At 65.7% G+C, this 25,775-nt stretch carries 29 protein-coding genes and 2 pseudogenes; 1 reads left to right on the top strand and 30 read right to left on the bottom strand.

The features are described 5' to 3' along the window. Positions 1-7 precede the first annotated feature (7 nt). From trbJ to GGQ61_RS06500, 10 genes and pseudogenes are all read right to left on the bottom strand, one after another. On the bottom strand, positions 8-757 hold the full coding sequence (gene trbJ / locus GGQ61_RS06545) for a P-type conjugative transfer protein TrbJ (RefSeq protein ID WP_183770864.1): 750 nt from the start codon (positions 755-757) through the stop codon (positions 8-10). Next, positions 754-3,188, bottom strand: a pseudogene (gene trbE, locus GGQ61_RS06540) (conjugal transfer protein TrbE). The gene trbJ and the pseudogene trbE overlap by 4 nt, the downstream one beginning before the upstream one ends. A gap of 4 nt (positions 3,189-3,192) precedes the next feature. After that, positions 3,193-3,462 (bottom strand): VirB3 family type IV secretion system protein, encoded by a 270-nt coding sequence (locus GGQ61_RS06535; RefSeq protein ID WP_183770861.1) that lies wholly within the window; start codon positions 3,460-3,462, stop codon positions 3,193-3,195. Continuing rightward, the gene (locus GGQ61_RS06530) at positions 3,462-3,815 is read right to left on the bottom strand and encodes a TrbC/VirB2 family type IV secretion system protein (RefSeq protein ID WP_183770859.1); all 354 of its coding nucleotides are present in this window, start codon (positions 3,813-3,815) and stop codon (positions 3,462-3,464) included. Before GGQ61_RS06530 ends, GGQ61_RS06535 begins: the two co-directional genes overlap by 1 nt. Further along, positions 3,812-4,732: a P-type conjugative transfer ATPase TrbB gene (gene trbB, locus GGQ61_RS06525; protein ID WP_183772384.1), complete on the bottom strand. Its 921-nt coding sequence runs from the start codon at positions 4,730-4,732 to the stop codon at positions 3,812-3,814. The genes GGQ61_RS06530 and trbB overlap by 4 nt, the downstream gene beginning before the upstream one ends. Before the next feature lie 229 nt (positions 4,733-4,961). Next, positions 4,962-5,783 carry a carbon-nitrogen hydrolase family protein gene (locus GGQ61_RS06520; protein ID WP_183770857.1) on the bottom strand — a complete coding sequence of 274 codons (822 nt, stop codon included), beginning with the start codon at positions 5,781-5,783 and terminating at the stop codon, positions 4,962-4,964. Next, positions 5,773-6,153 (bottom strand): cupin domain-containing protein, encoded by a 381-nt coding sequence (locus GGQ61_RS06515; RefSeq protein ID WP_183770855.1) that lies wholly within the window; start codon positions 6,151-6,153, stop codon positions 5,773-5,775. Before GGQ61_RS06515 ends, GGQ61_RS06520 begins: the two co-directional genes overlap by 11 nt. Before the next feature lie 139 nt (positions 6,154-6,292). Then, a complete protein-coding gene (locus GGQ61_RS06510) occupies positions 6,293-6,733 on the bottom strand; it encodes a CopG family transcriptional regulator (RefSeq protein WP_183770853.1) in 441 nt (146 codons plus the stop codon). Further along, a complete protein-coding gene (locus GGQ61_RS06505) occupies positions 6,730-8,706 on the bottom strand; it encodes a conjugal transfer protein TraG (protein WP_183770852.1) in 1,977 nt (658 codons plus the stop codon). Before GGQ61_RS06505 ends, GGQ61_RS06510 begins: the two co-directional genes overlap by 4 nt. Before the next feature lie 156 nt (positions 8,707-8,862). Further along, on the bottom strand, positions 8,863-9,372 hold the full coding sequence (locus GGQ61_RS06500) for an RrF2 family transcriptional regulator (protein WP_221220910.1): 510 nt from the start codon (positions 9,370-9,372) through the stop codon (positions 8,863-8,865). 49 nt (positions 9,373-9,421) lie between these two features. Here GGQ61_RS06500 and GGQ61_RS06495 point away from each other — a divergent pair, with 49 nt between their 5' ends. After that, a complete protein-coding gene (locus tag GGQ61_RS06495; protein WP_183770850.1) occupies positions 9,422-10,711 on the top strand; it encodes a phytoene desaturase family protein in 1,290 nt (429 codons plus the stop codon). Here GGQ61_RS06495 and GGQ61_RS06490 read toward each other — a convergent pair. The 20 genes and pseudogenes from GGQ61_RS06490 to GGQ61_RS06400 form a co-directional block, all read right to left on the bottom strand. Continuing rightward, positions 10,708-11,250, bottom strand: a complete 543-nt coding sequence (locus GGQ61_RS06490) for a flavin reductase family protein (protein WP_183770849.1) — start codon at positions 11,248-11,250, stop codon at positions 10,708-10,710. The two genes, GGQ61_RS06495 and GGQ61_RS06490, sit on opposite strands and share 4 nt — an antisense overlap. Positions 11,251-11,469: 219 nt before the next feature. After that, positions 11,470-13,224 (bottom strand): relaxase/mobilization nuclease domain-containing protein, encoded by a 1,755-nt coding sequence (locus tag GGQ61_RS06485; RefSeq protein ID WP_183770847.1) that lies wholly within the window; start codon positions 13,222-13,224, stop codon positions 11,470-11,472. Between the two features lie 255 nt (positions 13,225-13,479). After that, positions 13,480-14,217, bottom strand: a complete 738-nt coding sequence (locus GGQ61_RS06480; RefSeq protein WP_183770845.1) for a lytic transglycosylase domain-containing protein — start codon at positions 14,215-14,217, stop codon at positions 13,480-13,482. Between the two features lie 2 nt (positions 14,218-14,219). Beyond that, complete coding sequence (locus GGQ61_RS06475; protein WP_183770844.1) at positions 14,220-14,576, bottom strand: DUF736 domain-containing protein; 357 nt, start codon at positions 14,574-14,576, stop codon at positions 14,220-14,222. A gap of 28 nt (positions 14,577-14,604) precedes the next feature. Next, on the bottom strand, positions 14,605-15,159 hold the full coding sequence (locus GGQ61_RS06470) for a S26 family signal peptidase (protein WP_343056062.1): 555 nt from the start codon (positions 15,157-15,159) through the stop codon (positions 14,605-14,607). Continuing rightward, positions 15,156-15,644, bottom strand: coding sequence for a DUF2840 domain-containing protein (locus GGQ61_RS06465; RefSeq protein ID WP_425500979.1), 489 nt, complete (start codon positions 15,642-15,644; stop codon positions 15,156-15,158). The genes GGQ61_RS06470 and GGQ61_RS06465 overlap by 4 nt, the downstream gene beginning before the upstream one ends. Further along, positions 15,641-15,889, bottom strand: coding sequence for a ribbon-helix-helix protein (locus tag GGQ61_RS06460; RefSeq protein ID WP_183770842.1), 249 nt, complete (start codon positions 15,887-15,889; stop codon positions 15,641-15,643). Before GGQ61_RS06460 ends, GGQ61_RS06465 begins: the two co-directional genes overlap by 4 nt. Continuing rightward, positions 15,886-16,524, bottom strand: coding sequence for a ParA family partition ATPase (gene parA / locus GGQ61_RS06455; RefSeq protein WP_183770840.1), 639 nt, complete (start codon positions 16,522-16,524; stop codon positions 15,886-15,888). The genes GGQ61_RS06460 and parA overlap by 4 nt, the downstream gene beginning before the upstream one ends. 187 nt (positions 16,525-16,711) lie before the next feature. Next, positions 16,712-17,575, bottom strand: a complete 864-nt coding sequence (locus GGQ61_RS06450; RefSeq protein ID WP_183770839.1) for a replication initiator protein A — start codon at positions 17,573-17,575, stop codon at positions 16,712-16,714. A gap of 5 nt (positions 17,576-17,580) precedes the next feature. Beyond that, positions 17,581-17,847 (bottom strand): helix-turn-helix transcriptional regulator, encoded by a 267-nt coding sequence (locus GGQ61_RS06445; protein ID WP_183770837.1) that lies wholly within the window; start codon positions 17,845-17,847, stop codon positions 17,581-17,583. 139 nt (positions 17,848-17,986) lie between these two features. Next, positions 17,987-18,502, bottom strand: a pseudogene (locus GGQ61_RS06440) (DUF2285 domain-containing protein). Beyond that, complete coding sequence (locus GGQ61_RS22695; RefSeq protein ID WP_221220909.1) at positions 18,423-18,767, bottom strand: transcriptional regulator domain-containing protein; 345 nt, start codon at positions 18,765-18,767, stop codon at positions 18,423-18,425. Before GGQ61_RS22695 ends, GGQ61_RS06440 begins: the two are co-directional and overlap by 80 nt. Positions 18,768-18,887: 120 nt before the next feature. Then, on the bottom strand, positions 18,888-19,172 hold the full coding sequence (locus GGQ61_RS06435; RefSeq protein ID WP_183770833.1) for a DNA -binding domain-containing protein: 285 nt from the start codon (positions 19,170-19,172) through the stop codon (positions 18,888-18,890). 171 nt (positions 19,173-19,343) lie between these two features. Then, positions 19,344-19,556 (bottom strand): helix-turn-helix domain-containing protein, encoded by a 213-nt coding sequence (locus GGQ61_RS06430; RefSeq protein ID WP_183770832.1) that lies wholly within the window; start codon positions 19,554-19,556, stop codon positions 19,344-19,346. Positions 19,557-19,676: 120 nt separating this feature from the next. Further along, the gene (locus tag GGQ61_RS06425; protein WP_183770830.1) at positions 19,677-20,000 is read right to left on the bottom strand and encodes a DUF736 domain-containing protein; all 324 of its coding nucleotides are present in this window, start codon (positions 19,998-20,000) and stop codon (positions 19,677-19,679) included. A gap of 340 nt (positions 20,001-20,340) precedes the next feature. After that, on the bottom strand, positions 20,341-20,784 hold the full coding sequence (locus GGQ61_RS06420; protein ID WP_183770829.1) for a hypothetical protein: 444 nt from the start codon (positions 20,782-20,784) through the stop codon (positions 20,341-20,343). A 141-nt stretch (positions 20,785-20,925) separates the two neighbouring features. Next, positions 20,926-21,090: a hypothetical protein gene (locus GGQ61_RS06415; RefSeq protein ID WP_183770827.1), complete on the bottom strand. Its 165-nt coding sequence runs from the start codon at positions 21,088-21,090 to the stop codon at positions 20,926-20,928. Positions 21,091-21,170: 80 nt separating this feature from the next. After that, the gene (locus tag GGQ61_RS06410; protein WP_183770825.1) at positions 21,171-21,491 is read right to left on the bottom strand and encodes a DUF736 domain-containing protein; all 321 of its coding nucleotides are present in this window, start codon (positions 21,489-21,491) and stop codon (positions 21,171-21,173) included. Between the two features lie 290 nt (positions 21,492-21,781). Continuing rightward, on the bottom strand, positions 21,782-22,456 hold the full coding sequence (locus GGQ61_RS06405) for a thermonuclease family protein (protein WP_183770823.1): 675 nt from the start codon (positions 22,454-22,456) through the stop codon (positions 21,782-21,784). Continuing rightward, entirely contained in the window at positions 22,453-25,734 is a 3,282-nt protein-coding gene (locus GGQ61_RS06400; RefSeq protein ID WP_183770821.1) for an error-prone DNA polymerase, read from the bottom strand. Before GGQ61_RS06400 ends, GGQ61_RS06405 begins: the two co-directional genes overlap by 4 nt. Positions 25,735-25,775: the final 41 nt, after the last annotated feature.

Below are 25,775 nucleotides of genomic sequence, written 5' to 3'. Positions count from 1 at the left end.
CCACGGTCTAGTCGTGGAACATCCGGGCATTGCCGGGCTGGTAGCCGACGCCGGGCGTCAGGAAACGGCGAAGCTGCTCGCGCGCCTGGGCCTGCGCCGCAGCGCGCTGGGCCATGTCGAGCGACTGGGCCCGCCCTTGCGCGGCGACCAACGCCGTCAGGTCGGCAAGTTGCTGGGACTGTAACGCCACGAGCTGATTGCCGGCCTGAGCGGCCTGCAGCGCGCCATCGGCGGATTGACTGGCGGTGACGAGGCGGTCGAGCGTGGTGCGTGAGCTGTCGATGTTGCCGACGACGCCGGCCTGCACTTTCAGCGCATCTTCGAACGCCGCGACGCTGTTTTCCCAGCGGCTCTGCGCATCCTCGACCAGCGCGCGGTCGCTGCCGGTCAGGTTGGAGCCGCGATAGCGCTGCTGGAAAGCGGTATCGATATTCTGGACGTTGTAGGCAAGCCGCTGGGCTTGGCCGAGCAACTGCTGAGTCCGCTGGAACTGGCCCTGAAGCTCAGCAAGCTGATTCAGCGGCAGGGACGTGAGGTTCCGCGCCTGGTTGAGCAGCGAAGTGGCTTCGTTCTGCAGGCTCTGGATTTGATTGTTGATCTGTTCGAGAGCGCGCGCGGCTTGGAGCACGTTCGAAGCGTAGTTGGTCGGATCGTAAACGATGCCGCCGAACTGAGCGTGCGCCGGGGCGGAGAACGTGCACAGCGATGCGGCCGCCACGGCGGCGAGCATGGTGCGACGGAGGAAACGGGAGGTCATTGGTCAGGCTCCTCTTGCGCGGATGGGAGAAGTTCAGCCGCCCAACCAGCGCCGCGCGCGCGTAGCCAGGCGGCTGCGAAACCGTCGCGGCCGTGCTCACTCATGAGTTCATCGATGCGGAGTTGATCGGCCTTTGCGGACGCGGCGACGAACGTCATCGCGACCTCGCCCAGTCCGAGCTCGAACAGGCGATTTCCCCGGCGCGACTGGCAGTAATAGTCGCGCTTGGGCGCCGCCCGACTGAGAATCTCAATCTGGCGATCGTTCAAACCGAAACGTTGGTAGATCGCGGCGATCTGCGGCTCGAAAGCTCGTTCGTTCGGGAGAAAAATCCGGGTCGGGCAGCTCTCGATGATCGCGGGCGCAATCGCGCTCGTTTCGATGTCGGCGAGGCTTTGGGTGGCGAAGACGACGCTGGCGTTCTTCTTTCGCAGGGTCTTGAGCCACTCGCGCAGCTGGGCGGCGAAGCCCGGGCTGTCGAGTACGAGCCAGCCCTCGTCGATGATGATGAGTGTGGGCGAACCGTCGAGCCGTCCCTCAATGCGGTGAAAGAGGTACGACAGCACCGCGGCCGCCGAGCCCGCGCCAACCAGGCCTTCGGTTTCGAACGCCTGAAAGTCGGCGTCGCCCAGACGTTCGGTCTCGGCGTCAAGCAGGCGCCCCCACGGCCCGCCGACCAGATATGGCTGAAGCGCCTGCTTCAGTGCCTGGGACTGAAGCAGGACGGCCAAGCCTGTCAGCGTGCGCTCGCCGCGTGGCGCTGAAGCCAGTGAAGACAGCGCTGACCAGAGGTGTTCCTTAGCAGCGGGGTCGACGGTCAGGCCTTCGCCGCTCAGGATGACCGCCAGCCACTCAGCGGCCCATGCGCGCTCGGCGGGTTCGTCAATCCGGGCGAGTGGCTGAAGTTGGACACCATCGCCAAAATCGTCGCTCAAACTGCCACCGAGATCCTGCCAGTCGCCACCGCAGGCGAGCGCAGCGGCGCGGATCGAGCCTCCGAAATCGAAGGCAAAGATCTGGGCGCCGGCATATCGGCGGAATTGAAGGGCCATGAGCGCCAGCAGAACCGACTTGCCGGCGCCAGTCGGGCCTACGACCAAGGTGTGGCCGACGTCTCCGACGTGGAGAGAGAACCGGAACGGGGTCGAGCCCTCGGTCTTGCCGTACAGCAAGGGGGGCGCACCGAGGTGCTCGTCCCGTTCCGGACCCGCCCACACGGCCGAAAGGGGGATCATGTGGGCGAGATTGAGTGTCGATAGAGGAGGCTGGCGGACGTTCGCGTAGACGTGGCCGGGCAAGCTCCCAAGCCACGCCTCGACGGCATTCATGCTCTCGGCGATGACGGTGAAGTCTCGGCCCTGGATAACCTTCTCGACGAGACGGAGCTTCTCAGCGACCACGTTTGGATCGCCGTCCCAGACGGTGACCGTCGCTGTGACATAGGCTTGTCCGACATAGTCAGAGCCGAGTTCCTGCAGGGCCAGGTCGGCATCGGCGGCCTTGTTGGCTGCATCGTTGTCGACGAGAGCCGAAGCTTCGTTGGTCATCACCTCCTTGAGGATGGCCGCGACAGACTTGCGCTTGGCAAACCATTGGCGACGAATCCGCGCGAGCAATTTGGTCGCGTCGGTCTTGTCGAGCATCATGGCGCGCGTCGACCAGCGGTAGGGAAACGCGAGCCGGTTGAGCTCATCGAGGAGCCCGGGAAACGTGGCGCTCGGGAAGCCGATGATGGTGAGGGTGCGCAGGAACGCGGAACCCAACCGAGGTTCGAGCCCTCCGACCAAGGGCTCGTCCGCGAGCAAGGCATCAAGATGCATGGGCGTTTCAGGAACGCGCACGCGCTGCCGTTTGGTCGAGACGGTCGAGTGAAGGTAGGTCAGGGTCTCGGCGTCATCGAGCCAGGCGATTTCGGGAAGGAAACCCTCCAGCAGCTGCACCTCCTGTCGCTGCGATCGACGAACCCCTTCACCTGCTCCCAAGGATCGACGCCGGTGCGGGCTCGACCCTCGTAGAGCCAACTCTCTGCCCGGGCTGCGTCCTCGGCCGGCGGCATCCAGAGCAACGTGATGAAGTAACGGCTTTCGAAATGCGCGCCCTCCTCCTTGAACTGCTCGCGGCGTTCACGCTCCACCAACGCTGAAACAGGATCGGGGAATCTGTCGTCCGGATAGGTGTTCGCAGCGACACGCTGAGCTTCGACAAAGATTGACCAGCCGGAACCGAGCCGGCGCAGAGCGCCATTGAGGCGAGCCGTCGTGGCGACCAGTTCGGCGGGTGTGGCCGAATCGAGGTCCGGCCCCCGAAACCGGGCGGAACGCTGCAGCGAGCCATCCTTGTTGAGGACGACACCTTCGCCGACCAACGCCGCCCAAGGCAGGAAGTCCGGGAGGGACGCGGCGCGGCCGCGGTATTCGCGGAGGCTCATCATATGATCAGACCCGCATCCAGCTTGGGTAGCGCAGATGGCGGCGGGCGACGTCGACGAACTGGGCGTCGCGCTTGGCGGCCCATACCGCCATGAAATGCCCAATCGCCCAGATTACGATGCCGGCGATCCATAGCCGCAGGCCAAGGCCGATCGCGCCTGCCAGCGTGCCGTTGGCGATCGCGACGGCGCGAGGCGCGCCTGCGAGCAAGATCGGCTCGGTGAGCGCGCGACGGACCGGCGCCATGAAGCCAGAGATCGGCTCGCTGGCGTCCATCAGACCAGCGCCCCGCCGCCGAAGCTGAAGAACGACAGGAAGAAGCTGGACGCGGCGAATGCGATGGACAGCCCGAACACGATCTGGATGAGCCGACGGAAACCGCCGGACGTGTCACCGAACGCAAGGGTCAGACCGGTCACGATGATGATGATCACCGCGACGATTTTCGCCACGGGACCTTCGATGGACTCGAGAATGCTCTGAAGCGGCGCCTCCCAGGGCATCGACGAACCGGCCGCGTGGGCCGGGCCGCTCAGCATCACCGAAAGCATCGCCGTGGTGCTGATCGCGGTCAGTCGATTCAGGGCGCCGCCCAGCAGGCAACGATCAGATGGTGCGCGATTAGTCATGGTTGGTCTCCATACGGGCTGAGGAAAAAGTCGCCTTGGGCGTCGAGTCCTTCGACCCGCGTCAGTTCCGCCAATCGGCGTTCCGACCCTCGGCCGCTCAGGACAGCGACCAGGTCGATCGTTTCCGCGATGAGCGCGCGCGGAACGGTGACCACCGCTTCCTGGATCAGTTGCTCCATGCGACGCAGCGCGCCGAGGCCGGAGCCGGCGTGGATGGTGCCTATCCCGCCGGGGTGTCCGGTGCCCCATGCCTTCAAGAGATCAAGCGCCTCGGCGCCGCGGACTTCGCCGATCGGGATGCGGTCAGGTCGCAAGCGGAGCGACGACCGCACGAGATCGGCGAGGCTTGCGACCCCATCCTTGGTGCGGAGCGCCACGAGATTGGGCGCTGCGCATTGCAGCTCGCGCGTGTCTTCGATCAGGACCACCCGGTGCGACGATTTCGCCACTTCGGCGAGCAGCGCGTTAGTGAGGGTGGTCTTGCCGGTCGAGGTGCCGCCAGCGACCAGGATGTTGCGTCGATCAGACACGGCAGCGCGGAGCATGCCGGCCTGACCGGCGGACATGATGCCGGCGGCGACATAGTCGTCTAGTGTGAAGACGGCGACCGCCGGCTTACGGATAGCGAAGGTCGGAGCGATAGCTACAGGAGGCACCAGGCCTTCGAACCGTTCGCCACTTTCCGGCAGCTCTGCTGAAACGCGCGGTCGTTCAGCGTGGACCTCGACGCCGATGTGGTGCGCGACGAGGCGAATGATCCGCTCGCCATCGTGCGCAGACAACCTCTCGCCCGTGTCTTCCAAACCCGAGCTTAGGCGGTCGATCCAGAGTCGACCGTCCGGATTTAGCATCACCTCGACGATCGTCGGCTCTTCGAGCCAGGCGGCGATATGAGGCCCCATCGCCGTGCGGAGCATCCGCGCGCCACGGGCGCTAGCTTCCGAACGGAGGGGATGAATCGACACGCCCGCTTTCCTCGAATAGCGACGCAACGCTTCATGCGCCGGCGCTCGCGGGCTCCTAAGAGGACCTCATTTATGCGATCCGCAACAGCTTGTTGCGGCCGGCGTAGCCTAGCGCAGAAAGACAAAGCGACGGCGGGGTTGGCTCGCGCTACCTTGCCGATTGGGCGCCGATGCGGGCTGGCTATCGAAGGCGTCTAGAGAACCAGCCTATCAACTGGCCTGCGGCGAAATCCCAGTCGGCGAAGATGATGATAGGATCGGCGCTGGCGACCGACATCACACGTGTCCCTCCGGACGCGATCACGCTCTCTGCGGTTTCAAACGACAACGCGGCGTCCTGGCCGGTCCTGTTACAGTTGAAGACCGGGATATCCGCTTGTCGCGAAAGCCGCTCCCATTCGCCAGCCGGGCCCCATTCCCCGACCGCCCAATTCGATGCGGATACGATCGCCCGGACGCCGCGTCGCCTGAAGACCTCTCCGATCCGGGTTGCGCACGCGTCTGCGCAGATCAGAAGTCCGACCGGTCCGAAGTCTGGAAGGTCGGCAACTGTCGCGATCGAGCCCGTTGACGACCACGCCTCTGAGCCGACCCGCAGCGCGTTGATCTTTCGATGCGTGCAGATCGAACCATGATGACGGTCAATGACCCGCAATGTGTTGTACAACGCACCCGTCGTCGGGTCCCTTTCTGGCATGCCAAGAAATAGGGTCACATCCGTTTCCGCCACCTTGGCGACGATGGCTTCGATGGCGGCGTCGTGTTCGATGCCGATCCAATCCGTGCCGTACTCAATCGCGAAGGTGTATCCCGTCGTTGCCAGTTCCGGCGTCAGCACCCAGCGTGCTCCGTGATCGGCGGCTTTCCCGATCGCAGCGGCGATCGAACGGATGTTGGCCTGTCTGTCGCACGGGGTGGGGCTCTGGTGCAGGAACGCTATGCGCTGAAGTGATGCTGACTTGGCCTGCGACGATGCCATTCGATCAACGGCCTCAATCCGCATTCACGCGATCACCATGGCTCGGCGGCGCGGACACAACCAAGAACTCGATCGCGGCGTTTGTCTCATTGCGGGCCTGGTGGCGGGCCCCCGGGAGAATCGAGACGCCCTGTCCTGCATGCAGAACAAGGCGGTCGTCACCGACGCACATCGTCAAGACGCCCTCTATGACGTGAAAGTACTGTGTCGCTCTTTCGTGATGATGCGAGATCTCTTGGGTATTGGGCGCCATGCGCTCATAGATGATGCTGAGATCCGACGACCTGGAGAGATGCCAGCCGTCGTTACCATCGCCCCATGTGTAGTGCTGAGCGGACTGGCGATCCACGACCGCAGGGGGCGTGCCGGGGTTATGCACGGACGGCAAGGTCATCAGACGACTACTGTGCGGAGTCGCGCTCGCGTGGCGTTCGACAAAGGCTCGGTCCCTTTCGGCGACTGCGCCAAATGTATTAGAGAGCATCGCCCGTTATGGGAAGTAGGCGCCCTTCGGTTCTGGAATTGAGAATGGGTCAGCTCCCGGCTTCGTCCGGACCGTCGCGTGCGGCAACGTCTTGTGACAGCTCCGCCCCGAGGCGGGGGCCAATCTCCATCCGCCGGGACAGCGCGTCGACAAACCCTTCGTAGCGCTGGCGTCCCATCGCTTGCGCCGCCGCCATCGCCGTGTCGGGCAGTGGCGCGTTATTGGTCAGCCAGAAGCGGACAAACAAGGCGATGGCCTCATTGCCAAGATCGAGGTTCCAGGCCAGTCGATCCGCCTGACGAGACAAGCGGTCTAGCCGTCGGACCAGCGCCGCTTCCAGCCGCTCCGATCCATCGGGTGAAAGGAATGAGGCCAGCGCCATCTCTACTACCTGGGCCTGGCTTATGCGTTTGCGGCTTGCGTAGTCCGCCACCTGGGAAGACAGCGCAGGCGGCAGCCGGAACGTGTGCTTGATGCGCTTGGCGGTCACAGGCTGATTCCGTCACCGGGATCGAGCGAGGCGCGCTGCGCGGTGTCGCGCATCTGCTGCTGCAGATGGCGGCTGTTAGCGCTATCGAGGTCAGATCCCGCGTCGTCGTCGAAGGCGAACTCTTGCTCCGGACGAACCGGCCTGGTGACGATGTCCTCATGCCGCTGAAGTTCCGGTTCATTGCGAATTCCGCCGTTGGCGGGGTCGGCCGGTGCGGTTGGGGGTGCTGCACGAAGGAGAGCCGTGATCGGTTTCAGCCCGCTCCAGTCATCCACGGTCCGAACGCCCTTGGCCGACAAGACCGGGGGCTTTTCGATGCGGGAGGTGAGACGCGGATCCTTATAGTACTGGGCCTTCCTAGCCCGGATCGGCTGGACGCCCGAAACCATGACGATCTCTTCCGTCGGCGGCAGTTGCATCACCTCGCCAGGAGTCAGCAACTGTCGCGCCGTCTCGGACCTGGAGACCATCAGATGGCCCAGCCACGGCGACAGGCGATGGCCGGCGTAGTTTTTCATGGCGCGCATCTCGGTCGCGGTGCCGAGCGCGTCGGAAACGCGCTTTGCCGTTCGCTCGTCATTCGTCGCGAAGCTGACCCGTACATGGCAGTTATCGAGGATCGCGTTGTTGGGACCGTAGGCCTTCTCGATCTGATTAAGGCTCTGGGCGATCAGGAAGCTTTTGAGCCCATAGCCGGCCATGAAGGCGAGCGCGGACTCGAAGAAGTCCAGCCGTCCCAACGCCGGGAATTCGTCCAGCATCAGAAGCACGCGGCGACGTCGGGTCTTCGATTCCAGCTCCTCTGTCAGACGGCGACCGACCTGATTTAGAACCAACCGGATGAGCGGCTTGGTGCGGCTGATGTCGGAGGGCGGGACGACGAGGTAGAGCGTGACCGGGCGATCGCCATCGACGAGATCGGCGATGCGCCAATCGCAATGCCGCGTGACCTGGGCCACCACCGGATCGCGGTAGAGCCCGAGGAACGACATCGCGGTCGAAAGCACGCCCGAGCGTTCGTTCTCGGATTTGTTGAGCAGCTCTCGCGCGGCCGAAGCGACGACGGGATGAACGCCCGCTGCACCCAGATGCGGCGTCGACATCATGGCAGTGAGTGTGGCCTCGATCGGCCGCCGCGGATCGGACAGGAAGCTGGCGACGCCGGCGAGCGTCTTGTCACGTTCGGCGTAGAGAACGTGCAGGATCGCGCCGACCAGCAGCGCGTGACTGGTTTTCTCCCAGTGATTTCGCTTCTCGAGCGACCCTTCCGGGTCAACGAGCACGTCCGCGACATTCTGGACGTCACGAACCTCCCACTCTCCCCGACGCACCTCAAGCAGCGGGTTGTAGGCGGCCGACCGCGCGTTGGTCGGATCGAACAGGAGCACGCGGCCGATCCTGGAACGGAAGCCTGCCGTCAGCCCCCAGTTCTCACCCTTGATGTCATGAACGATGCAGCTTTCCGGCCAGGTCAGTAGCGAGGGCACCACCAGACCGACGCCCTTGCCGCTGCGCGTCGGTGCAAAGCACAGAATGTGTTCCGGCCCATCGTGTCGAAGGTAGCGGGGGCCGAACTTGCCGAGAACTACGCCGTCGTCGCCAAGCAGCCCTGCTCTGCGCGCTTCGCGTTCCGTCGCCCATCGCGCGGAGCCGTAGGTTTGCGCATTCTTGGCTTCACGGGCGCGCCACACGGACATGGCGATCGCGACGACGATCGCGGCAAAGCCGCCGGACACTGCGATGTAGCTTCCGGTAAGAAAAATGTCGGGGGCATAGGCGTCGAATGAGAACCACCACCAGAAGAAGGCTGGCGGCGGGTACATCCGGAATCCGACGATCTCAAACCAGGGAGACCCGAGCTGGGCTTGATGTCCGAGCGCGGCCGCCGTCCACTGCGTTGCGCCCCAGACGCCGGCCAGAACAATCAGGCCGACGACAAGCAGTTGGCCCCAAAGGATCTTGGTCGCCGACATGATGATCTCCTCGAACGCGGAGGTCGGACATGGTCGAGGCCAAGTTCAAGTCCTGATCGTTTCAGCCAGGCCTGGTTCGTAATACAGCGTCGAAAAACAGGGTCTGGCGTAGTGCGTCCGAGCTGCCTTCAATGGCCCTGTGCGCGGCTGCCGATCCTATCGCTCCAACCGGGTCGCGTGCTCGTTCAGCCAGTCCTTAATCGATGAATCCCCGACCGTACGCCGTCGAGCAGCGACGCTGCGCGTGATGTTGGCGATCGTCGTCTGCTTCAACGACGCCCGATAGGCCTGTTCGGCAAGAGCGAAGGCGCAGGCGATTTCGCACGCTGGCCCGGATGGGTCGATTGACACGGCGCAAGGGCCTCGGGCCCGAATGTTACGACACTCGAAGCGCGGCTCCGAACCGGCGATCGCCGCCTCCACGTCCCAGAGTGTGATCGCACCGGGATCGCGCGCCAGACGATACCCGCCTTGAATGCCCCGAACAGCGTCAAGCAGGCCGGCTCGGGAAAGAGCCTGCAGATGTTTCGCCATGTAAGCCGGCGGCAGTTCATGAAAGGCGGCCAAGCTAGCGCCGCTGAGGCATGCTCCCTCCGGCAACGCGCCGAGCAAGGCGCACGCATGCGCCGCCCACTCCAGACCCTGACTCGCCTTCATTGCGGACATTTAGCATCCGGATTAAACCGGATACAAATTGTCCGGAATGGAGATGGAAATGGGCAAGCCTGAAATCGCCGTCATCGGAGGCGGAATCGCTGGCATGATCGCAGCGCTCGAAGTCGCGCGCCTTGGTGGGAGCCCGACACTGTACGAGGCGACACCGAAGCTCGGCGGGCGAGCCCAGACCCGTGAGCTGGAAGGGTTCTATCTGAACCAGGGACCGCATGCGCTCTATCTGGCAGGCGCCCTTTGCGCGGCGCTTGCGGACTTCGATGTGAAGGTGTCGGGTCGCGGACCGGACTTGCCGAACGGCCTCGCGGTCTGGAGCGGCGCCGCTCACCCGTTTCCTCTTCGGCGGACCGGACGATCACATGACCCTCTCGACGCCGCCGACAGTCAGGCGCTTGCCGCGTTCTTCACGGACATGGCGAACGACGCTCATCTCGGCGTTGGCGTCTCACTGCGAGAGGCGTTGAACGGCCTGCCAGCGCGAGCCGCGATGGTCATCGCCGCACTCGTCAGGCTCTCGACCTATGTCGACGGGCTTGACGAGATCGACGGGAAAGCCGCGCTCGATCAACTCCGCCTGAGCTTTGCAGGGACAATCTATGTCGACGGCGGTTGGCGCACTTTGGTGGAGGGGCTGACGCTGCGCACGAGTCAGGCCGGGGTGACCATCAAAACAGGGGACCGCGTTTCCAGCCTGAATCGCGCTGATGACGGTTCGATCCGGGTAGAGGCCAGAAGCGGATCGGTCCGAACCTTTTCGGCGGCGATCCTAGCTGTGCCGCCCCATGCGGCGCAAAAAATGCTGCCGACGTCTCAGAATCTGACGGCGGCCGTGGCGGCGACCTGCCCTGTTCGTCTGATGTCTCTCGATCTTGCCTTGTCGCAGCTCCCTAATCCTGAGGCGACATTCGCGCTCGGGTTCGATGAGCCGACCTACCTATCGGTCCATTCCGATCGCGCCGCATTGGCGCCGACCGGCGGCGCGCTCGTTCACGTGGCGCATTACCTCCGACCCGGCGAGCAGGCCAATCCGGATTTGTTCGCCCGCATTGAAGGGATGGCCGACAGTCTGCAGCCTGGCTGGCGAAGCGCCGTCGTGCATGAGCAGAGGCTGTCGGGTGCGACGGTGGCGTTCGATTTCCCGCGGTTCGAGAACGGCGGGACGCGTGCAAAGGTCACGTTGACCGACAGTCCCGGCGTCTATCTCGCGGGCGATTGGGTGGGTGATACAGGCATGCTTGCGGACGCGGCCGCCGCGAGCGCCTATTGCGCTGCCAGGTCAGCGTATCGGTTCTGCTGTGACGGCAGCTCGACAACGAGCGAGTCGGGGACCTAGATCCCCGGCGGCAATTTCGCCTGCATGGCGGCGCGCCGGTCGAAGCCCTCGCCGTCCGCAACGAATGTCCCGTCGCCGACAGCATGAAGCATGCGCTCAGCCTGCCAGTTGTCACGCACGTGCGCGGCGACCGCCTCCAGGATGATGATGTTGTGTGGCTCGATGATCTCGAGGACGCGACACTCGATATTGGCGATGCAGGCTTCGATCAACGGAGCGGCGACGTGATCAGCAGGCCTACGCGCAAGTGACAGTTTGGCGAATTTGTCCGTGCTGGCGCCCGTGCACACGCCGATCTCGACGGCGGCGTCGAGCAGATCAGTTCCCGGGATTGCGACGACGCATTCCCGTGACCGGGTCAGGGCCTTGAATGAGTGGTTCCAGGGCCCCGTCGTGATCGCGAACCGGCCCCGGTAGTCGAGCACCATCGTCCAGGTCACCGTCATCACGTTGTCGGCTTGCGCATCGCCGGTGGTGACCAAGGTGACCGGTCCCCGTTCGAGCAGGGTGAACACCATCTCGACTGGCAGATCCTTCAACTTCGCCCTCCGCGTAGCGTCCTTGGGCCCTCGTGCTGGAGGCGCCGAGTTATCGTCATAGCGGGGGCTGGAAAGGCGTCATAGCGGTTCCGAGACGGTAGGCCACAGGCGGGGGACGCCATGCTCACGATCGACGGAATGGTTCGGGTTTCGACGTGGGGCCTGCCCACAGCAAGAGCTCCAGTGTTACTGTTCTGAGCCCGTTCCCCCGCGCTCGAACTAGATCCCCAACCCGCGCTGACGACCAATCTGCCACTCGATCCCGCCGCTCTGTGTCAATGCGCCTGTCACCTGTTTGCCAAGGTGTTGGTCGAGCGCGGGCCTCCAGGGCACGAGCTGGAAGCCGAGCCCGTCATCGATCATCGCGAAGCGCCCGGATGCAAGGGTGACCCGCTCCCGATAAGTACCCGTCACATACTCGCCCGGCGCGGAAGGCCGGTGCGCCAATCCGGTGCGCGCGGCGATCGCTTGGGTCGCGTCCGCGAGTTCACGCCGGCCCAGGGTGTCGAGGAGGTCACGGGCGAAGATCACCGCCTGACCCTGCCGCCGCGCCAGGCCCTCGGTTGCGAGATGATCGACCCGCGCCGCCATCGCTTCGCGCAGTTCCGCGCCGAACGCCGCGCCGGTCGCGATGGGCTCGCGGGCCACGAGTTGCCGGTCCAACCATGTCGCGCCGCGCGCGGTGACTTGCGCCTCGATCGGCAGGTCCGATCGGGTGGCCAGCGACAGGCGCGTCTGTCCCTTTACATCCTCCCACGACCGCAGCTCGACGATCGCGCCGGGTCTCGCATCGCCGGTCATCTCCAGGTCGGTGAATGTCAGGTGATGGGTGCGCCCGTCGACGCCCTCGATCACCGCAAATGCCGAACCGGTCAGTTCGTCATGCAGGCCACGCCCCGTCAGCCGGCCCAGGACGGGATCGGACGGCGTACCCTGATGCAGGGCGAAGCGCGCAGGATCAGGCGCGCGCCCAGTGCCCACGAACGCCCGGTGCATCGACTTGATGATGTCGTTGCGGACCGCCAGGTCGCGCAGAGTGGACTCCATTTCAGGCTTCAAGGTCCAGCAAGCGGGCGCGACCCGGTCGGCGAGGCCGAGCCGTTCGAGCTGGCTGGCGCGGCCGAGCATGAGTGTCCTTCGGCTCGGATCGCTTTCGCCCGGCGCCGGCTGGAGATTGACGATGCCGCCGCCGTCGTCGGCGAGCCGCTGCAAGTTGCGATCGAGGCTGGTCCAGCGACCGGCGCTAACTTCGCGGGACAGGGCGCGCCGGATCTCCTGCTCGCTGCGCGGGCCCAGCTCGAGAGTGACGCGCTGCTCGGCGCGGTCGCGCATGCCCTCCTTGATGTAGTCGCGGTCTATTACGAGGTCGGCACCGTCCGCCGTGCGGCCGCGCACCAGCACATGGATGTGCGGATTGTCGGTGTTCCAGTGGTCGACCGCGACCCAGTCCAGCTCAGTGCCGAGATCGCGCGCCATGTCGCCCACCAGCTCGCGCGTGAAGGCGCGCAGGTCCTGCATCTCGCTCGCATCCTCCGGCGAGACGATGAAGCGGAAGTGGTGGCGATCGCCCTCGCAGCGCTCGGCGAAGGCGTCGCGGTCGGCAGTCTCCGATTGGCCATCGAACATGGCGGCGTCCCGGCCGTCGCGGGTGACGCCGTCGCGCTCGAGATAGGCGATGTGCCGCGCGATCGGCGCGGATCTGAACCGCGCGCCGGTGTGGCGCACCACGCGGGCCATGATGACGACGCGCCGCTGACCAGGCGCGCGCCGCCCGGCGAAGGCCGCCGCCCGGCCGCGGCCGCGATGGCCTGTCCCGCTGCTTCGCTTGCCGCCAGCGCTGCGAAGCGTGTAACCGGCCCGCATCGCCGCCCGCTTGACCTGGGCGGCCAGCTTCTGGCCTTTTCGGGCCGCGCCCGCACCCTTGTCCCGGCTCTTTCCCGGCCGGACCCGGAACTCGCGGTCATCGCGGTCCATATGCTCACGATGCTCTGCTGAAGGGCGGCGACGGCGCGGCCAGCTTTGAACTTCTTGAGATTTTCGGGGCAAGCGACGGCACACCCTTGCGTGAGACGGCGCAAATTCTTCTGTCCAACCAACCACATGCGCCCCGGCCGACGGCGGCGCTTTTATCTTGCCATCGCCTCCCCCGCCTGCCTTCTGAAGCCCCCAAAGTCACATTCTGCTGCCTGGTCTTCGCCATGCTACGCCCCTTTGCGATCGGTACCGGCGTCATCGCCGATCGCCGGAAAGCGGGACGAAGAGGCCTGCATTGGGGCGTTCGACGCGCACAGGCTGGGTTGCCGAACTGTCCGCCATAGGTGCGGCCGGCTTCACGTCGGACACGGTTGCCACGGCAAGTTCGACGGCGGGTTCGGCGGCGCCCCAGCGACCGGCGAACAGGGCCGCGCGCGTCCAGGCGAGCGGATCGGGCGGGGCAGTTTGCGTTGCCGCCGGTGCGCCGACAGCCGGTCCGAGACGCGCGAGATAGAGCCGCGTTTCGCTCGGCAAGGGTCGGCCCGCGAGATGCTCTTCGTAGCGCCCGGGGCCGGCATTATATGCGGCGAGAAAGCCCGGCGAGCCGTAGCGATCGTACATCTCGCGCAGATACGCCGTGCCCGCCATGACGTTGTCGCGTGGATCATAGGCGTTCGGGCCGAAGCCGTATCGCGCCCGAAGGTCGGCATAGGTCGCGGGCATAACCTGCATCAAGCCCATGGCGCCTTTGATCGATGTGGCGTCGATGTCGCCCGCGCTTTCGACGCCCATCACCGCATAGATCCAAGCTTCCGGAACGCCGAACCGCTGCGAAGCTTCGGCGACATATCCGGCGATGGGATTGGTTCGCGGCGGCGACGCGGCGGTCGTTTGCGCGACCGCCGAACGGGTGATCGGCGACAGCCCGAGCAGCGCCGCGAGCGCAAGGGCCGCGGCGCCATGACGGGCGAGCGATCGACCGAAGCCGTGCATGATTAGCTCCGTTCGTCGGATTTGGCCGGACCGCCCTCGCGCCTGCTCGGGCGATGCCAGACCAGATGATGTGCGGCGTCATCGGCGCCGGATCGGAAGAGATTGGCGCGCAGCGGCTGCACGAAGGCAGGGTCGTCGAGCTGCATTGCCACATAGGGTCCGGCCTTCTCGCCGTTGCGATCCCATCCCGCGCCGATCTCCGGTCCCTCGCCATCGGAACCGAGATGGACGCGATAGTTCGGCGCGCCTTCGGTATCGCTCGGCTCGGCCGGCAGGAGGGCCAAGTCGAAGTCGAGCGTGATGGTCGTAATGCGGCCGGAAAAGCCGGTTGGGGTCCGCGTAAATTCGCCGATCTGCATGGTCGTCTCCTGTCGTGGGTGGTGGAAGTCACTGCCGTCGATCGACAGCGGCGCGGTCGCCGGGCGACCTTGGGCGCGGCGGATCGGTCCAGAGCGGTGTCGCCCGGCCGAGAACGGAACTGGCGGGAAGCGGCCCGAAATAGCGGCCGTCGAGGCTGTCGGGCGCGTCCGGGTTCATCAGGAACAGCTCACCTCGCTCGATCGATCGGCAGCCGGACCACGACGGCAGCAAGCGACCGCGACGATCCTGTTCGCGCGCCAATCCGAGGCGTCGCCCGTCGACAGTGACCACGACGCCGAGGCGGCAGACACGTTGGCCCGGCATCGCCGCGACATGTTTCAGCAGCGGCACGCCCCGGGGCAGATAGCCGCCATCGGCCAGGAAGCCGGCGAGCGGTTCGGGCGGTGCGACGGCGACCAGTTCGCCGAGCCGCCGATCGTCGCTCGGGCGGATGGCATAGAGCCCGGTCGGAACGCTCGCGGTCGCGTTCCACATCAACCGCGGCAGCGGGTCGATGAACGCCGTGACCGCGACAAGAACTGCCGCGCCGAGCGTGACCTTCAGCCAGCGCCGCCGGTTCACGATTGCACCGCCCGGCGCAGAAGCCAGGCCGCATGACGATCGCGGCCGTAGGCGCGCGGCGTCTCTCCGACCGACAGCCGGTTGTGGACGTGGCGCCAATAGTCCGGCGCCGCATCGGCCGGGTCGATGTCGAGCGTCTCGATCGCGTCGATCGCGGCGAACACGCGCTGGACCTTCGGCCAGCCATGGATGCGCAGCAGGATATCACCGCCCGGCTCGACGAACGGCACGGTCGAAAAGGCCTCACCCGGCGCGGTCGCGCGCAGGATGTCGATGCGCGACTGCGCGGTGCCGAAGTCGTTCGAGGCCCAGCGGACGAAGGCGAAGATCGCGCCGGGCCGGAAGCTAACCATACGGCGGCGCCGATCGACGATCCGGTCGCTGGCATCGCGTCCGAAGCGCAGCCAGCGTTCGACCTGGCCCTCGATCCATAACAGATCGACGGTCGTCATCAGGGCGGTCGGCTGGGTGGCGGCGGCGGTCACGGCGCGTCTCCTTGGCCATTGGGGAATTCGCGCTCGAACAGCGCGCGCAGCATGTCGGCGACCGTCTGGCCGCGCTGGAGCGCTACGAGCTTGAGCCGGTGGCGCAGCTCGGGCGTCACATCGATCGTCAGCCGGGCGGTGAACTGATCGGCCGCTGGCTGACGGGCTGACTCCGGCGCCTTGACCCAGCGTTCGGCGGAGCCGGGCCGCGCTGCGAAGCCTCTACGGGTGTCGGATCCGCTCATGGCCGGATCGCCTCGATTTCGGTGGCGAGCGCAGCTATTTCGACGGCTGCGTGCCCCTCGGGCGTGCATTCGAATGCCAGCCGGCCGGTCCGGGCGGCGCCGGCATAGACGACGCGCTGGCCGATCCGTGTCGCGAGCAACGGCGGGTCGTGAGCGTCCAGCGCCGCGCCAGTGTCACGGGCGATCACGGTGCGCGCCGAGCAGCGGTTGAGCACGAAGCGCGCGGCGAGCTCGGGCCGGAACATGCGCGCTTCGGCGAGGAGCGCCAGCATCTCGGCCGACGCCCAGCCGTCCAGCGGGGAAGGCTGCACCGGGATGATCACGAGGTCGGCGGCGAGCAAGGCCGAGCGCAGCAGGCCGGCGACGCGCGGCGGGCCGTCGATGACGATATGGTCGACATCGCGCGCCAGTTCGGGCGCTTCGCGATGGAGCGTATCGCGCGCCAGCCCGACCACGCCGAAGAGCCGTGGCAACAATTCATGGCTGCGTTGCTGCGACCAATCGAGCGCCGAGCCTTGCGGATCAGCGTCGATCAGCAGCGTGCGCCGTCCCTGCCGAGCCCATTGGCCGGCCAGGTGCAGGGCGATGGTGGTCTTGCCGACGCCGCCCTTCTGATTGAGCAGGGCGACGATCATGTTCGTCCGTCCACAATTGGGGCGGCCGTTAGCAAGAGTCCGAAGGACTCTTTGTTAGCACAGTTAGAAGGGGGTCGAATCCGCCTGCAATTCCAAGGCGATACGCGCGATCCGGGTTTTCGATAGTCCGAGTCTCCGGTCAACGATCGTCCGAATTCGGCGGTCAACGATAGTCCGAACGCAGGCATCACTTATCCACAGACAAGCCGAAGCGGCGGAAGGCCGCGTCGATGGGGTCGACAGGGATCGGGGTGAAGCTGAGCCGCTCGCGGCCGTAGGCCTGTTCGAGCGTGAGCACGTAGCCCGGCAGCGGCTGCTTAACGACGATGGCGCGCAGGTCGAACGCGAACTGCTTGAGCGGCGACAGCACGCCGGATTTGAGATGGAGGTGCGACACGTCGAACGACCAACCACCGCTCTGCTTGCCGCCATGCTTGCGCACGATGCGATAGAGCCAGCGCTCGAGGCCGCCGGTCAGGGAGAAATATTGACGATCGATGGTCAGCACGAGCGCCTGGTCGAGCACGCCGGCGTAGAACCAGTCGGGCACGATCATCTCGATCCCGAGCGGGCGGCCTTTGTCGTCGAGCCGCTCCTTCCACTCGTTGATCCAGGAGAAGCGATGCCGGCGCCGCTGGTGCGGCTGGCGGATCGAGGTCGCCACGGTGGTCGACTGCAGGCGGTCGAGCCCGGCCTTCAGCCGGTCGTAGGCCGCCTTGCCGGTGCCGCGTTCGGTGAAGGCGAGAATCTCGTGCGGCGTGGCGGCGATCAGGCGCGAGGTTGGCCGGCCCGCGTCGCGGGCCTCGACAATCTGGCTCGCGGCCCAGATCAGCACGTCAGCGTCCCAGATGGTCGCCATGCCGTGCTCCACAGTGGCTTCGACCAGAATCCAGGTCTCGCCCATCTTGAAGTCGATGGGGGCGGTCCGCTTCGACTTGGCGAGCGAGAAGAACGGCCACGCCATCAGATCCTGCGCATCGCGTGGAGCGATGTCTCCGGGGATCGACCTGAACAAGTCGAGCTGAGCACGGGCGATCGATGGGCCTGACATAGGGCTCAGCGCCGCACAACGTCGGTCGGCCGCCGCTTGGCGGGATGGACGATGCCGGTACCCGGATCGCTGGTCGAATTGCGCGTGCCGAGCGCCGCCCAGGCGTCGAGGTCTTCGATCGCGTAGACGATTCGTCCACCGAGTTTGCGGAATACCGGACCGGTGCCGAAGCATCGGTGCTTCTCCAGGGTGCGCGCTGACAAGCCGAGGTGGACGGCCGCGTCGGGCGTCTTGAGAAAGCGCGGCGTGATTGCCGCAAAGGCCTGCTGCATGGTCGTTCTCCTGCGAACTCCGGAGGGCCTGCGGGCCACGCCAGGTGTGCAGGGGACAGAGTGGAGAAGTTCCGACGGCTGGTCGGAGCGGCGGAATCACCCGGTGTGGAAATGTCGCCCCGGCGGGCAGCGGCGGGCTTCATCCTCCGCTAAGAAGCCGCTTGTATCCGCCGGCGACCATGGCGCGTGCTTCCTCGCACAATCGCTGCGTCCGTCGGCGCTAGGCGGAGGCCTTCCACTCCGCGGCCGATCCTCCGTCCAGGCCGGGGTAAATGATGTCGTGAGCGATTTCGCGTTTGGTGCCACCGGCCGCTTCCCGATCGAAGCAACGCAGCAGGGTGGTCAGTCGCAGGCGTTGAAACGCAGTGACGCAAAGCCGAGGCGGTAGGCCTCCGGTCGCTTCACCGCGAAGCCTGCGAAAGAAGCGCGCGGCGACTCCGAGGCGATCCTCGAAGGTCTCGTCGAGAGGGATTAGGACTGCATTCGCATGGCCTCGGCCATCCGGCAGGTAGATCCGGTGATCGCCATCGTCGTCCGCGAGGACGATATGCCGCCCGTCGCCGGCTGTCCCGTCCTTAAGGACGTCGCCGAGCTGATCGATAGAGATCGGCGGTGTTGGATAGACCGGCGGCGCGGTTGCGGCGACGATCGTCATGGGCGCCAGGTCGGGCCGCCAGATAGCGGGGTCCTGGATCGGATCGGCGTCGGGGTCGAAGGCGAAAGACCAACCCCCATTTTTCGAGAGTTCGGGCGAGCGCGTCCCCGGTCAGCGATCCGCGTCGATTGCGTCTGGTAATCAGACTGTGATCCTGCCGATAGTCAGGGTTCCTTCGCAGAAACTCCTGCGCGAAGTCGGGAAAATCGTGCTCCGCGAATGTTTCGGCGCTCGCGGATAATCGCCAGGACCCTCGTTTAGACACTGGCCTCTCCAGCGAAGACTGCGCCTCAAGGTGCGCATCTTCGCTCTCCCATCGGGCGATGGAAGGACCGCCAAAACGCTGAGGTTGTGCTCGCTCGGGTAGAGCTGGAGTGGGAAAAGTCTAAGAGTTGCGTAGCTTAATGGAAGTTCGGCCGCGAGCTGCAAGCTGTCGATAGCCGCTTTGGCTCATCCATTTCGCTCGCGCCAAGTGCGAATTGAAGATGCGTTCGGCCCGTGCCGGGTCGTCCGCAACGTCAATGCCGAAGATGACATGAACGATCTCTCTCCAGTCCGCCCCTTCATGGACCGCGTCCAAAACGCGGAGGTATGTGACGAGGTGCTCTTCATCGTAGGTGCTGAGAGCCTCGCCTGCCGGCGGCTCATCATCGAAAGCCGCAACGTTCACGAGTTCCCCGCAGTCATAGCGACGACGACGCAGGGGCTCCAGGAACGGCCACCGCCAATCTGCTCGTTGAACTTGTTCCCGTCAGCGACATGACCTGTTCCCTCGGGAGGGGTAGACTTCGCGGCCGCGCCTGAATCTCCACCGATTACAACCGATATGGATGTAGCGCTATCAGTTATGTCGCCGGAAGAACTCGACCGGATCGACATCCAGGGCGGTCGCCAGCTTTTCGAGGACGTCCACGCTGGCTGCGTAGTGCTCATTTTCCAGAAGACTCGGATATTTGCGATTCAGACCAGCACGATCCGCCAGTTCCTCCTGCGTCACCTGCCTTTCGGTGCGCAGCCGACGTAGATTTTTCGCAACGATCCCCCGCAATTTCATTCACGGGGAGTCGCCGCATACCCAATATACTGCCATCCAGTATACTGGAAAATCGTAACGTCGTATCGGCGTATTTACGGAGGGTGGCTCCGCCCGGGTGGCCGGGCGGAGCCTGCCGGCTCACTCGCCGCGGCGTTTCGCGGGCCGCGTCCAGATAAGATCGAAGCCGCCGTCTTGCCGCTCGACCAGCACCGCATGGATCGGAGCGACGAAGCTTGGGTCGTCGAGCTTGACCGAGTAGCTCGGGCGCTTGTCGCCGCTGGCCGGGTTCTTCCAGGCCGCGCCGACTTCGACATCGCCGACGAGCAGGCGGTGGGACGGCGCCTTGTCGGACGTGCTGCTGGTCTCGGGGACAAGCCGGACATTCTTGGCTTGAACGCTGAGGGTGATGATCGAGCCCTTGAACTCATCGCCGGTCTTCGTGAAGTGGCCGATGGTCGCCATGATGTCGTTCCTTCCTTGTGTCGGACCGCGCCCATCGCGGCCTCGATGGCGATCGGAAGGCCGGGGACGGACGGCGACGCAGCGTCAGCCCAAGCGAAGCGCTGGACGGCGCGCAGGCGGGTTTCTTGGCTCGCGAGGAATGATCGAAGATCAGGGGAAGAAACCCGGCGGCGCGCCGTTGCGGCCAGCCGGCCGAGCCGCAGGCGGTCCTCGGCTAGATCAGCCGTCAAAGAGGCCGTGTGAGCGCAGTCAGAGGTGGAAGTTCAGCGTCGTGGCGACGGCGAAGGTCGAGATCGGCGGAGGGTTGTGGCTCGACACCATTCTTTCAGACTGAGCGGCGTCATCCCACGGGCGGTGCATTCTGTTCGATCCGCCGCACCACATCGCCGCCAGCGGCGATACGAAGCCAGGCCGCCGCCCCGATGAAGAGCGCGCCAGCGCTGCCAAGCGCGTGACGCCACGGCTCGGATTGGACGCCCATGGCCGTGATCCCGTGGACCGCGTGGTAGCCGGCGATCGCGGCGGGAACGGCGAACAGGAGACCGACGAGCAACCTCCAGAGCGGCGAGCGGACAAGCGCGAAGAGGACCTGCCCGGCGATCAGGGTCAGGATCCCGCTGACCAGGCCGACGATCAGGGCGGCCATCACGCCGTAGCCTGCCGCATGGACCCACATGCCGAGCGTCATGGCGGCAAAGACCGGCAAGGCTAGGGTTGCAAGGGTGTAGAGCAGCCAGCACGCGAAGATGACAGCGGCCAGCGCGAAGATCAGGGCGAATGTCATGGCGTCCTCCGTAACGAACGGATTCGGGGACGCGCTCTCCACCACCACCACAGCGCAATGTGCGCGACCACCATAACATAATTCCTCGGCGCCCGGAAAGCTTGCTGAAGCTTCCGGGCGCCGCGGTGGGTCGCGTTTGGCCTAGTGGGCGAACGGATCATATTCGCGAACGACGCAGTCGGCGTCGCCATCGAACTCGGCGCTCGGGATCGCGGCATAGCCGCTCTCAGTCTCGAACAGAGTAATCTCGACCATAAGCGTCTGCGCGAGGTTCCAGGCGAAGCGCTGGGCGGTGTTGAGAGGCATCGGTCAGCTCCTGGCTGGGAGCGGGTCATCCCGCTCGGCGTCGAGGCCGGCCCCGCCGAAGCGGGGCCGGGTCGGGCGGATCAGGCGGGCGGATTCCAGATGATGACCTTCTTGGCGGGGTCATCGCCGGGGGCCGGAGCGACGTTGCCGTAGATGGTGCCGAATTCGGGTGCGGACAGCGTGACCGAGACGTATTCGCCGCCGTCGCGAGTGTTGCGGCGGTTCCAGCCGGCGCCGACTTCGAAGCCGTTCTTGCGGCTGAGGATGCGGTAGTCGGGCTCGTTGTCCTTGCGCTTCCCGCCGTTGGGAACCATCGAGATGGCGGCGGTGACGTTGAGCGTTGCGAGCGTGCCTTCCAAGCTGCCGTCCTGCTTGGCGGTAAGGGTTGCGATGGTGGCCATGTCAAAATCTCCTTCGGTGTCTCGGGGACCATCCCCGATGGCGTCGACACGAAGGCGCCGGCCGGCGTCGTCACCGGAGCGGCACGCGGAGGGGAACCCCCTTGCGGGGTTGACGGCACAAGCCGGACGAGCGCCGTAGAAGGCGCCAAATGAAGGGGTGGGTTTTCGAGGCGCCGGGAGGCGGCCTGACCCTGGCCACGCTAGCCCGCCCTGCTCGCGGGAGGGCGGTTCGGCCGCTTCCTCGTCGTGTCTATTGCCGTGACGGATTTCGGGACGCGCTGGACGCCGGGTTACCGCTCCGCTGGCCTCCAGCCCGCAGCGCGCGCCGCTGGGAGGGTGCAAAACCACCGCTCTCCGCGGCCGGCGTCGATCCGAACGGTCGCATAATCGCGCTGTCCTGGCGCATGTGCGATGCGCTGGCCCTCAGCGTTGATGTTGCCCTTGATGCGGCAGCGCCGGTCCGCCTGCTGGCCCCTTTCGGTCCGGACTTCGTGCTGGCTGCGCCATTGCCAAGGCGGAGTAATCCGGCCTCGCCAGACTCCGACCCTCGCTACGCGCGCCTGCCGCTCAGCGGCCTGAAATACGCCCCTGCTGAATTGAGGGTAGTCGAGCGCCCATCCTTGCTCGACGAGCTGGCGGGCGAGATCGCGGCCGCCGATCGTGCAGATCGCGACCTGACGACCCCCACGGTCAAGATATTGCGGCTCGCAGCGGACCGATCCCGCGGCAAGTCTTGCTCGGAGCGCGTTCCGGGCACGATCGCCACACGGCCAGGCGCGTTGCTGCATGTCGGTGCACGTCTGGCGATCTTCCGGCGCATCAATGCCCCAGAGGCGGATGCGCGTGCGGCCGACGTCGAAGGTGTCGCCATCGACGACAACCGCCCGGCCGACGATGGGTTCTGCGCTTCCCGCCGACGCAAGGCTCAAGGCGATCGCGACCGCAAGGCGGTTAAGCACCGTCATCGGAAGTTTCGGCTCTTCACCAGCTCGCGATCCTTGAGGACATCGATATGCAGGTCCGGGATATAGATCTCGCGTGCGGCCGGCACGCCTTTGGGACGGCTTCGCGGGTCCTCGCGCGGCGCGCCGTGATGGAACTCGTCGCCCCGGCCATGCGGCAGGGGAAAGGCCGCCTCGCGCTGGCCGATACCGGCCAGCTGCCCGGAAAGGTCGAACAGCTTGGCGGCGACGATGTGGATCACATCGCCCTCACGCTGGATGCGGCCCTGCACCCCCAGCATGCTGGCGCCCAGTACCGCAGCGCGCTGCGCCTCGAAGACCGTCGTCCAGATCACCAGGTTGGCGACGCCCGTTTCATCTTCGACGGTGATGAACATGACGCCCTTGGCGCTGCCCGGCCGTTGGCGCACCAGCACCAGGCCAGCGGTTCGCACGGGCCTGCCGTCGCGGAGCGCGGCGGCCTCGGCGCAGGTCACGTACCGCTCGCGCGTCAGATCAGCCCTGAGAAAGGCCACGGGATGGTCGCGCAACGTCAGCCCCACATGGCCATAATCCTCGACCACCTCCCGCCCGGCGGTCATCGCCTTCAGTGCGATCGCCGCCTCGTTGATCTCTGGAACGGGACGCCGGTCGTCGCCGGAGGCCGCTGCAAACAGCGGTAATGGCTCGTCGCGCAGCGCCTTGATCGCCCACAGCGCCTCGCGTCGGGCAAGGCCGAGCGATGGTCGAAAGGCGTCAGCCTCTGCGAGTCGGACCAGCGCCGAGACCTTGGCACCCGAGCGCCGCCAGAGATCATCGACATCGGCGAACCTTCGCTCGCCCCGCGCGGTGATGATCGCCGCCGCGTCATCATTGGCGAGGCTGCGCGCCATGCGCATGCCGAGCCTCACAGCGAAGCGGCCGGTGTTTCCGATCGGCTCAAGGGTGCAGTCCCAGCGCGACGCGTTGACGTCAATCGGGCGTACTTCCACGCCGTGATCACGCGCGTCGCGCACGATCTGTGCGGGCGCGTAGAAGCCCATCGGCTGGGCGTTCAACAGCGCGCAGCAGAAGACGTCAGGATGCCAGCATTTGAGCCAGGACGACGCATAGGCGATCAGCGCAAATGAGGCGGCGTGGCTTTCCGGAAATCCGTAGCTGCCGAAGCCCTCGAGCTGCCCGAACGTCCGGGCGGCAAATTCTTCGGTGTAGCCACGCGCGATCATGCCGCTGATGAGCTTCTCGCCAAACTTTGAGATGCCGCCGGTGAACTTGAACGTGGCCATCGCGCGGCGCAGCTGGTCGGCCTCGGAAGCGGTGAAGCCGGCGCAGACCATGGCGACTTTCATTGCCTGTTCCTGGAACAGCGGCACCCCGAGCGTCTTGGAGAGCACGCGCTCCAGCTCCGGCGTCGGATAGTCGACCTTCTCCAAGCCTTCGCGCCGGCGCAGATAGGGGTGAACCATGTCGCCCTGGATCGGCCCGGGCCGCACGATCGCCACCTCGATGACGAGGTCGTAAAAGGTGCGCGGCTTGATGCGAGGCAACATCGCCATCTGCGCGCGGGACTCGATCTGGAAAGTGCCAAGCGTGTCGGCGCGCCGGATCATGGCGTAGGTGCGCGGATCCTCCGGCGGAATGGTGGCGAGGTCGAGATCGACGCCCTTGTGCTCGCGCAACAGGTCAAAGCCGCGACGCATGCACGACAGCATGCCGAGCGCCAGCACGTCGACCTTCATCATCTTCAAAGCGTCGATGTCGTCCTTGTCCCACTCCACAACCTGGCGATCCTTCATCGCGGCGGGCTCGATCGGGACTAGTTCGTCGAGCCGGTCCTCGGTCAGGACGAAGCCTCCGGGATGCTGCGAAAGGTGGCGCGGCGCGCCCATCAGCTCACGGGCGAGATCCAGGGTGCGGCGCAGCCGCCAGTCCCCGAGATTGAGGTTGAGGGCCTCGGCATGCTTGTCCTCGACGCCCTCTTCGGACCAGCCCCACACCTGGCTGGAGAGCAGCTTGATCATGTCCTCGGGCAGGCCGAGCGCCTTGCCGACGTCGCGGATCGCGCCTTTGGTGCGGTAGCGGATGACGGTCGAGCAGAGCGCGGCGCGATGGCGGCCGTAAGTATTGTAGACCCACTGGATCACCTCCTCGCGCCGCTCATGCTCGAAATCGACGTCGATGTCGGGCGGCTCGTTGCGTTCCTGGCTGACGAAGCGCTCGAACAGGAGGTCGTTTCGGCCGGGGTCAATTGAGGTGACGCCAAGCACATAGCAGACAGCGGAGTTGGCGGCCGACCCGCGCCCCTGGCAAAGGATGCCCTTCGATCGCGCGAAACGAACGATCGAATTGACCGTCAGGAAATAGGGTGCGTAGCGCAGGCTTTCGATCAGGCCGAGCTCGTGGCGGAGCGAAGCGACCACCTCGTCGGGCACGCCCTCGGGATAGCGCTCGGCGGCGCCTTCCCAGGTCAGCTTCGCTAAGGTCTCCTGCGCGGTAAGACCGTCCTCCACCACCTCGTGGGGATATTGATAGGCCAGTTCCTCGAGATTGAACCGGCAGCGGGCGGCGATCTCCGCGCTGCGTGCGACGGCCTCGGGCCACAGCCACAGGAGCCGCTGCATTTCTTCGGCCGGTTTGAGATAACGATCGGCATGCCGTTCGAGCCGATCCCCCGCAGCGTCGATTGTGCAGCGCTCGCGGATGCAGGTCACCACATCCTGCAGCACCCGGCGATGGGGCGCGTGGAACAGCACATCGTTGGTGGCGACGCTGGCGACGCCGTGCCGGGCGGCGAGGTTGGCAAGATCATGCAGCCGCAAATGATCGCGCGGCCGCCGGTGAAGCGTCAGGGCGACATAGGCGCGATCACCGAAGGCAGCGGCGAGGCGCTGAAGGCGGCGGGCCGCATTCGGCGTCGCCTTGTCGGCGATCAGGACCGCGATCAGGCCCTCGCCCCAGGCGACCACGTCGTCCCAATTGAGCTTGCAGGCGGCCTTACCGGCGCGGCTCTTGCCAAGGCTCAAGAGGCGGCAAAGCCGGGCGTAGGCGGCCCGATCGGTCGGATAGACGAGGAGCTGGGTCGTATCGGCAAGAAGCAGGCGGCAGCCCACGATGAGCCGTACGCCGGTCGTCTTCGCGGCTTCGTGGGCACGGACAATGCCGGCGAGCGTGTTGCGATCGGTGATCGCGAGCGCCTTCATTCCCATCAGCGCGGCCTGCGCGAAGAGTTCTTCGGCGGAGGACGCGCCGCGCAGGAAGGAGAAGTGCGAGGCGCATTGAAGCTCGACGTAGCCGTCGGTCATGCTGGAGCGCGTTGAGCCGGCCCGGCCCGGCTGCTAGCGTC

It is taken from the genome of Phenylobacterium haematophilum, assembly GCF_014196295.1.
Classification (GTDB): domain Bacteria; phylum Pseudomonadota; class Alphaproteobacteria; order Caulobacterales; family Caulobacteraceae; genus Phenylobacterium; species Phenylobacterium haematophilum.
The sequence above is the reverse complement of the archived record's forward strand: the minus strand, read 5'-3'. Positions and strand labels throughout refer to the sequence as shown.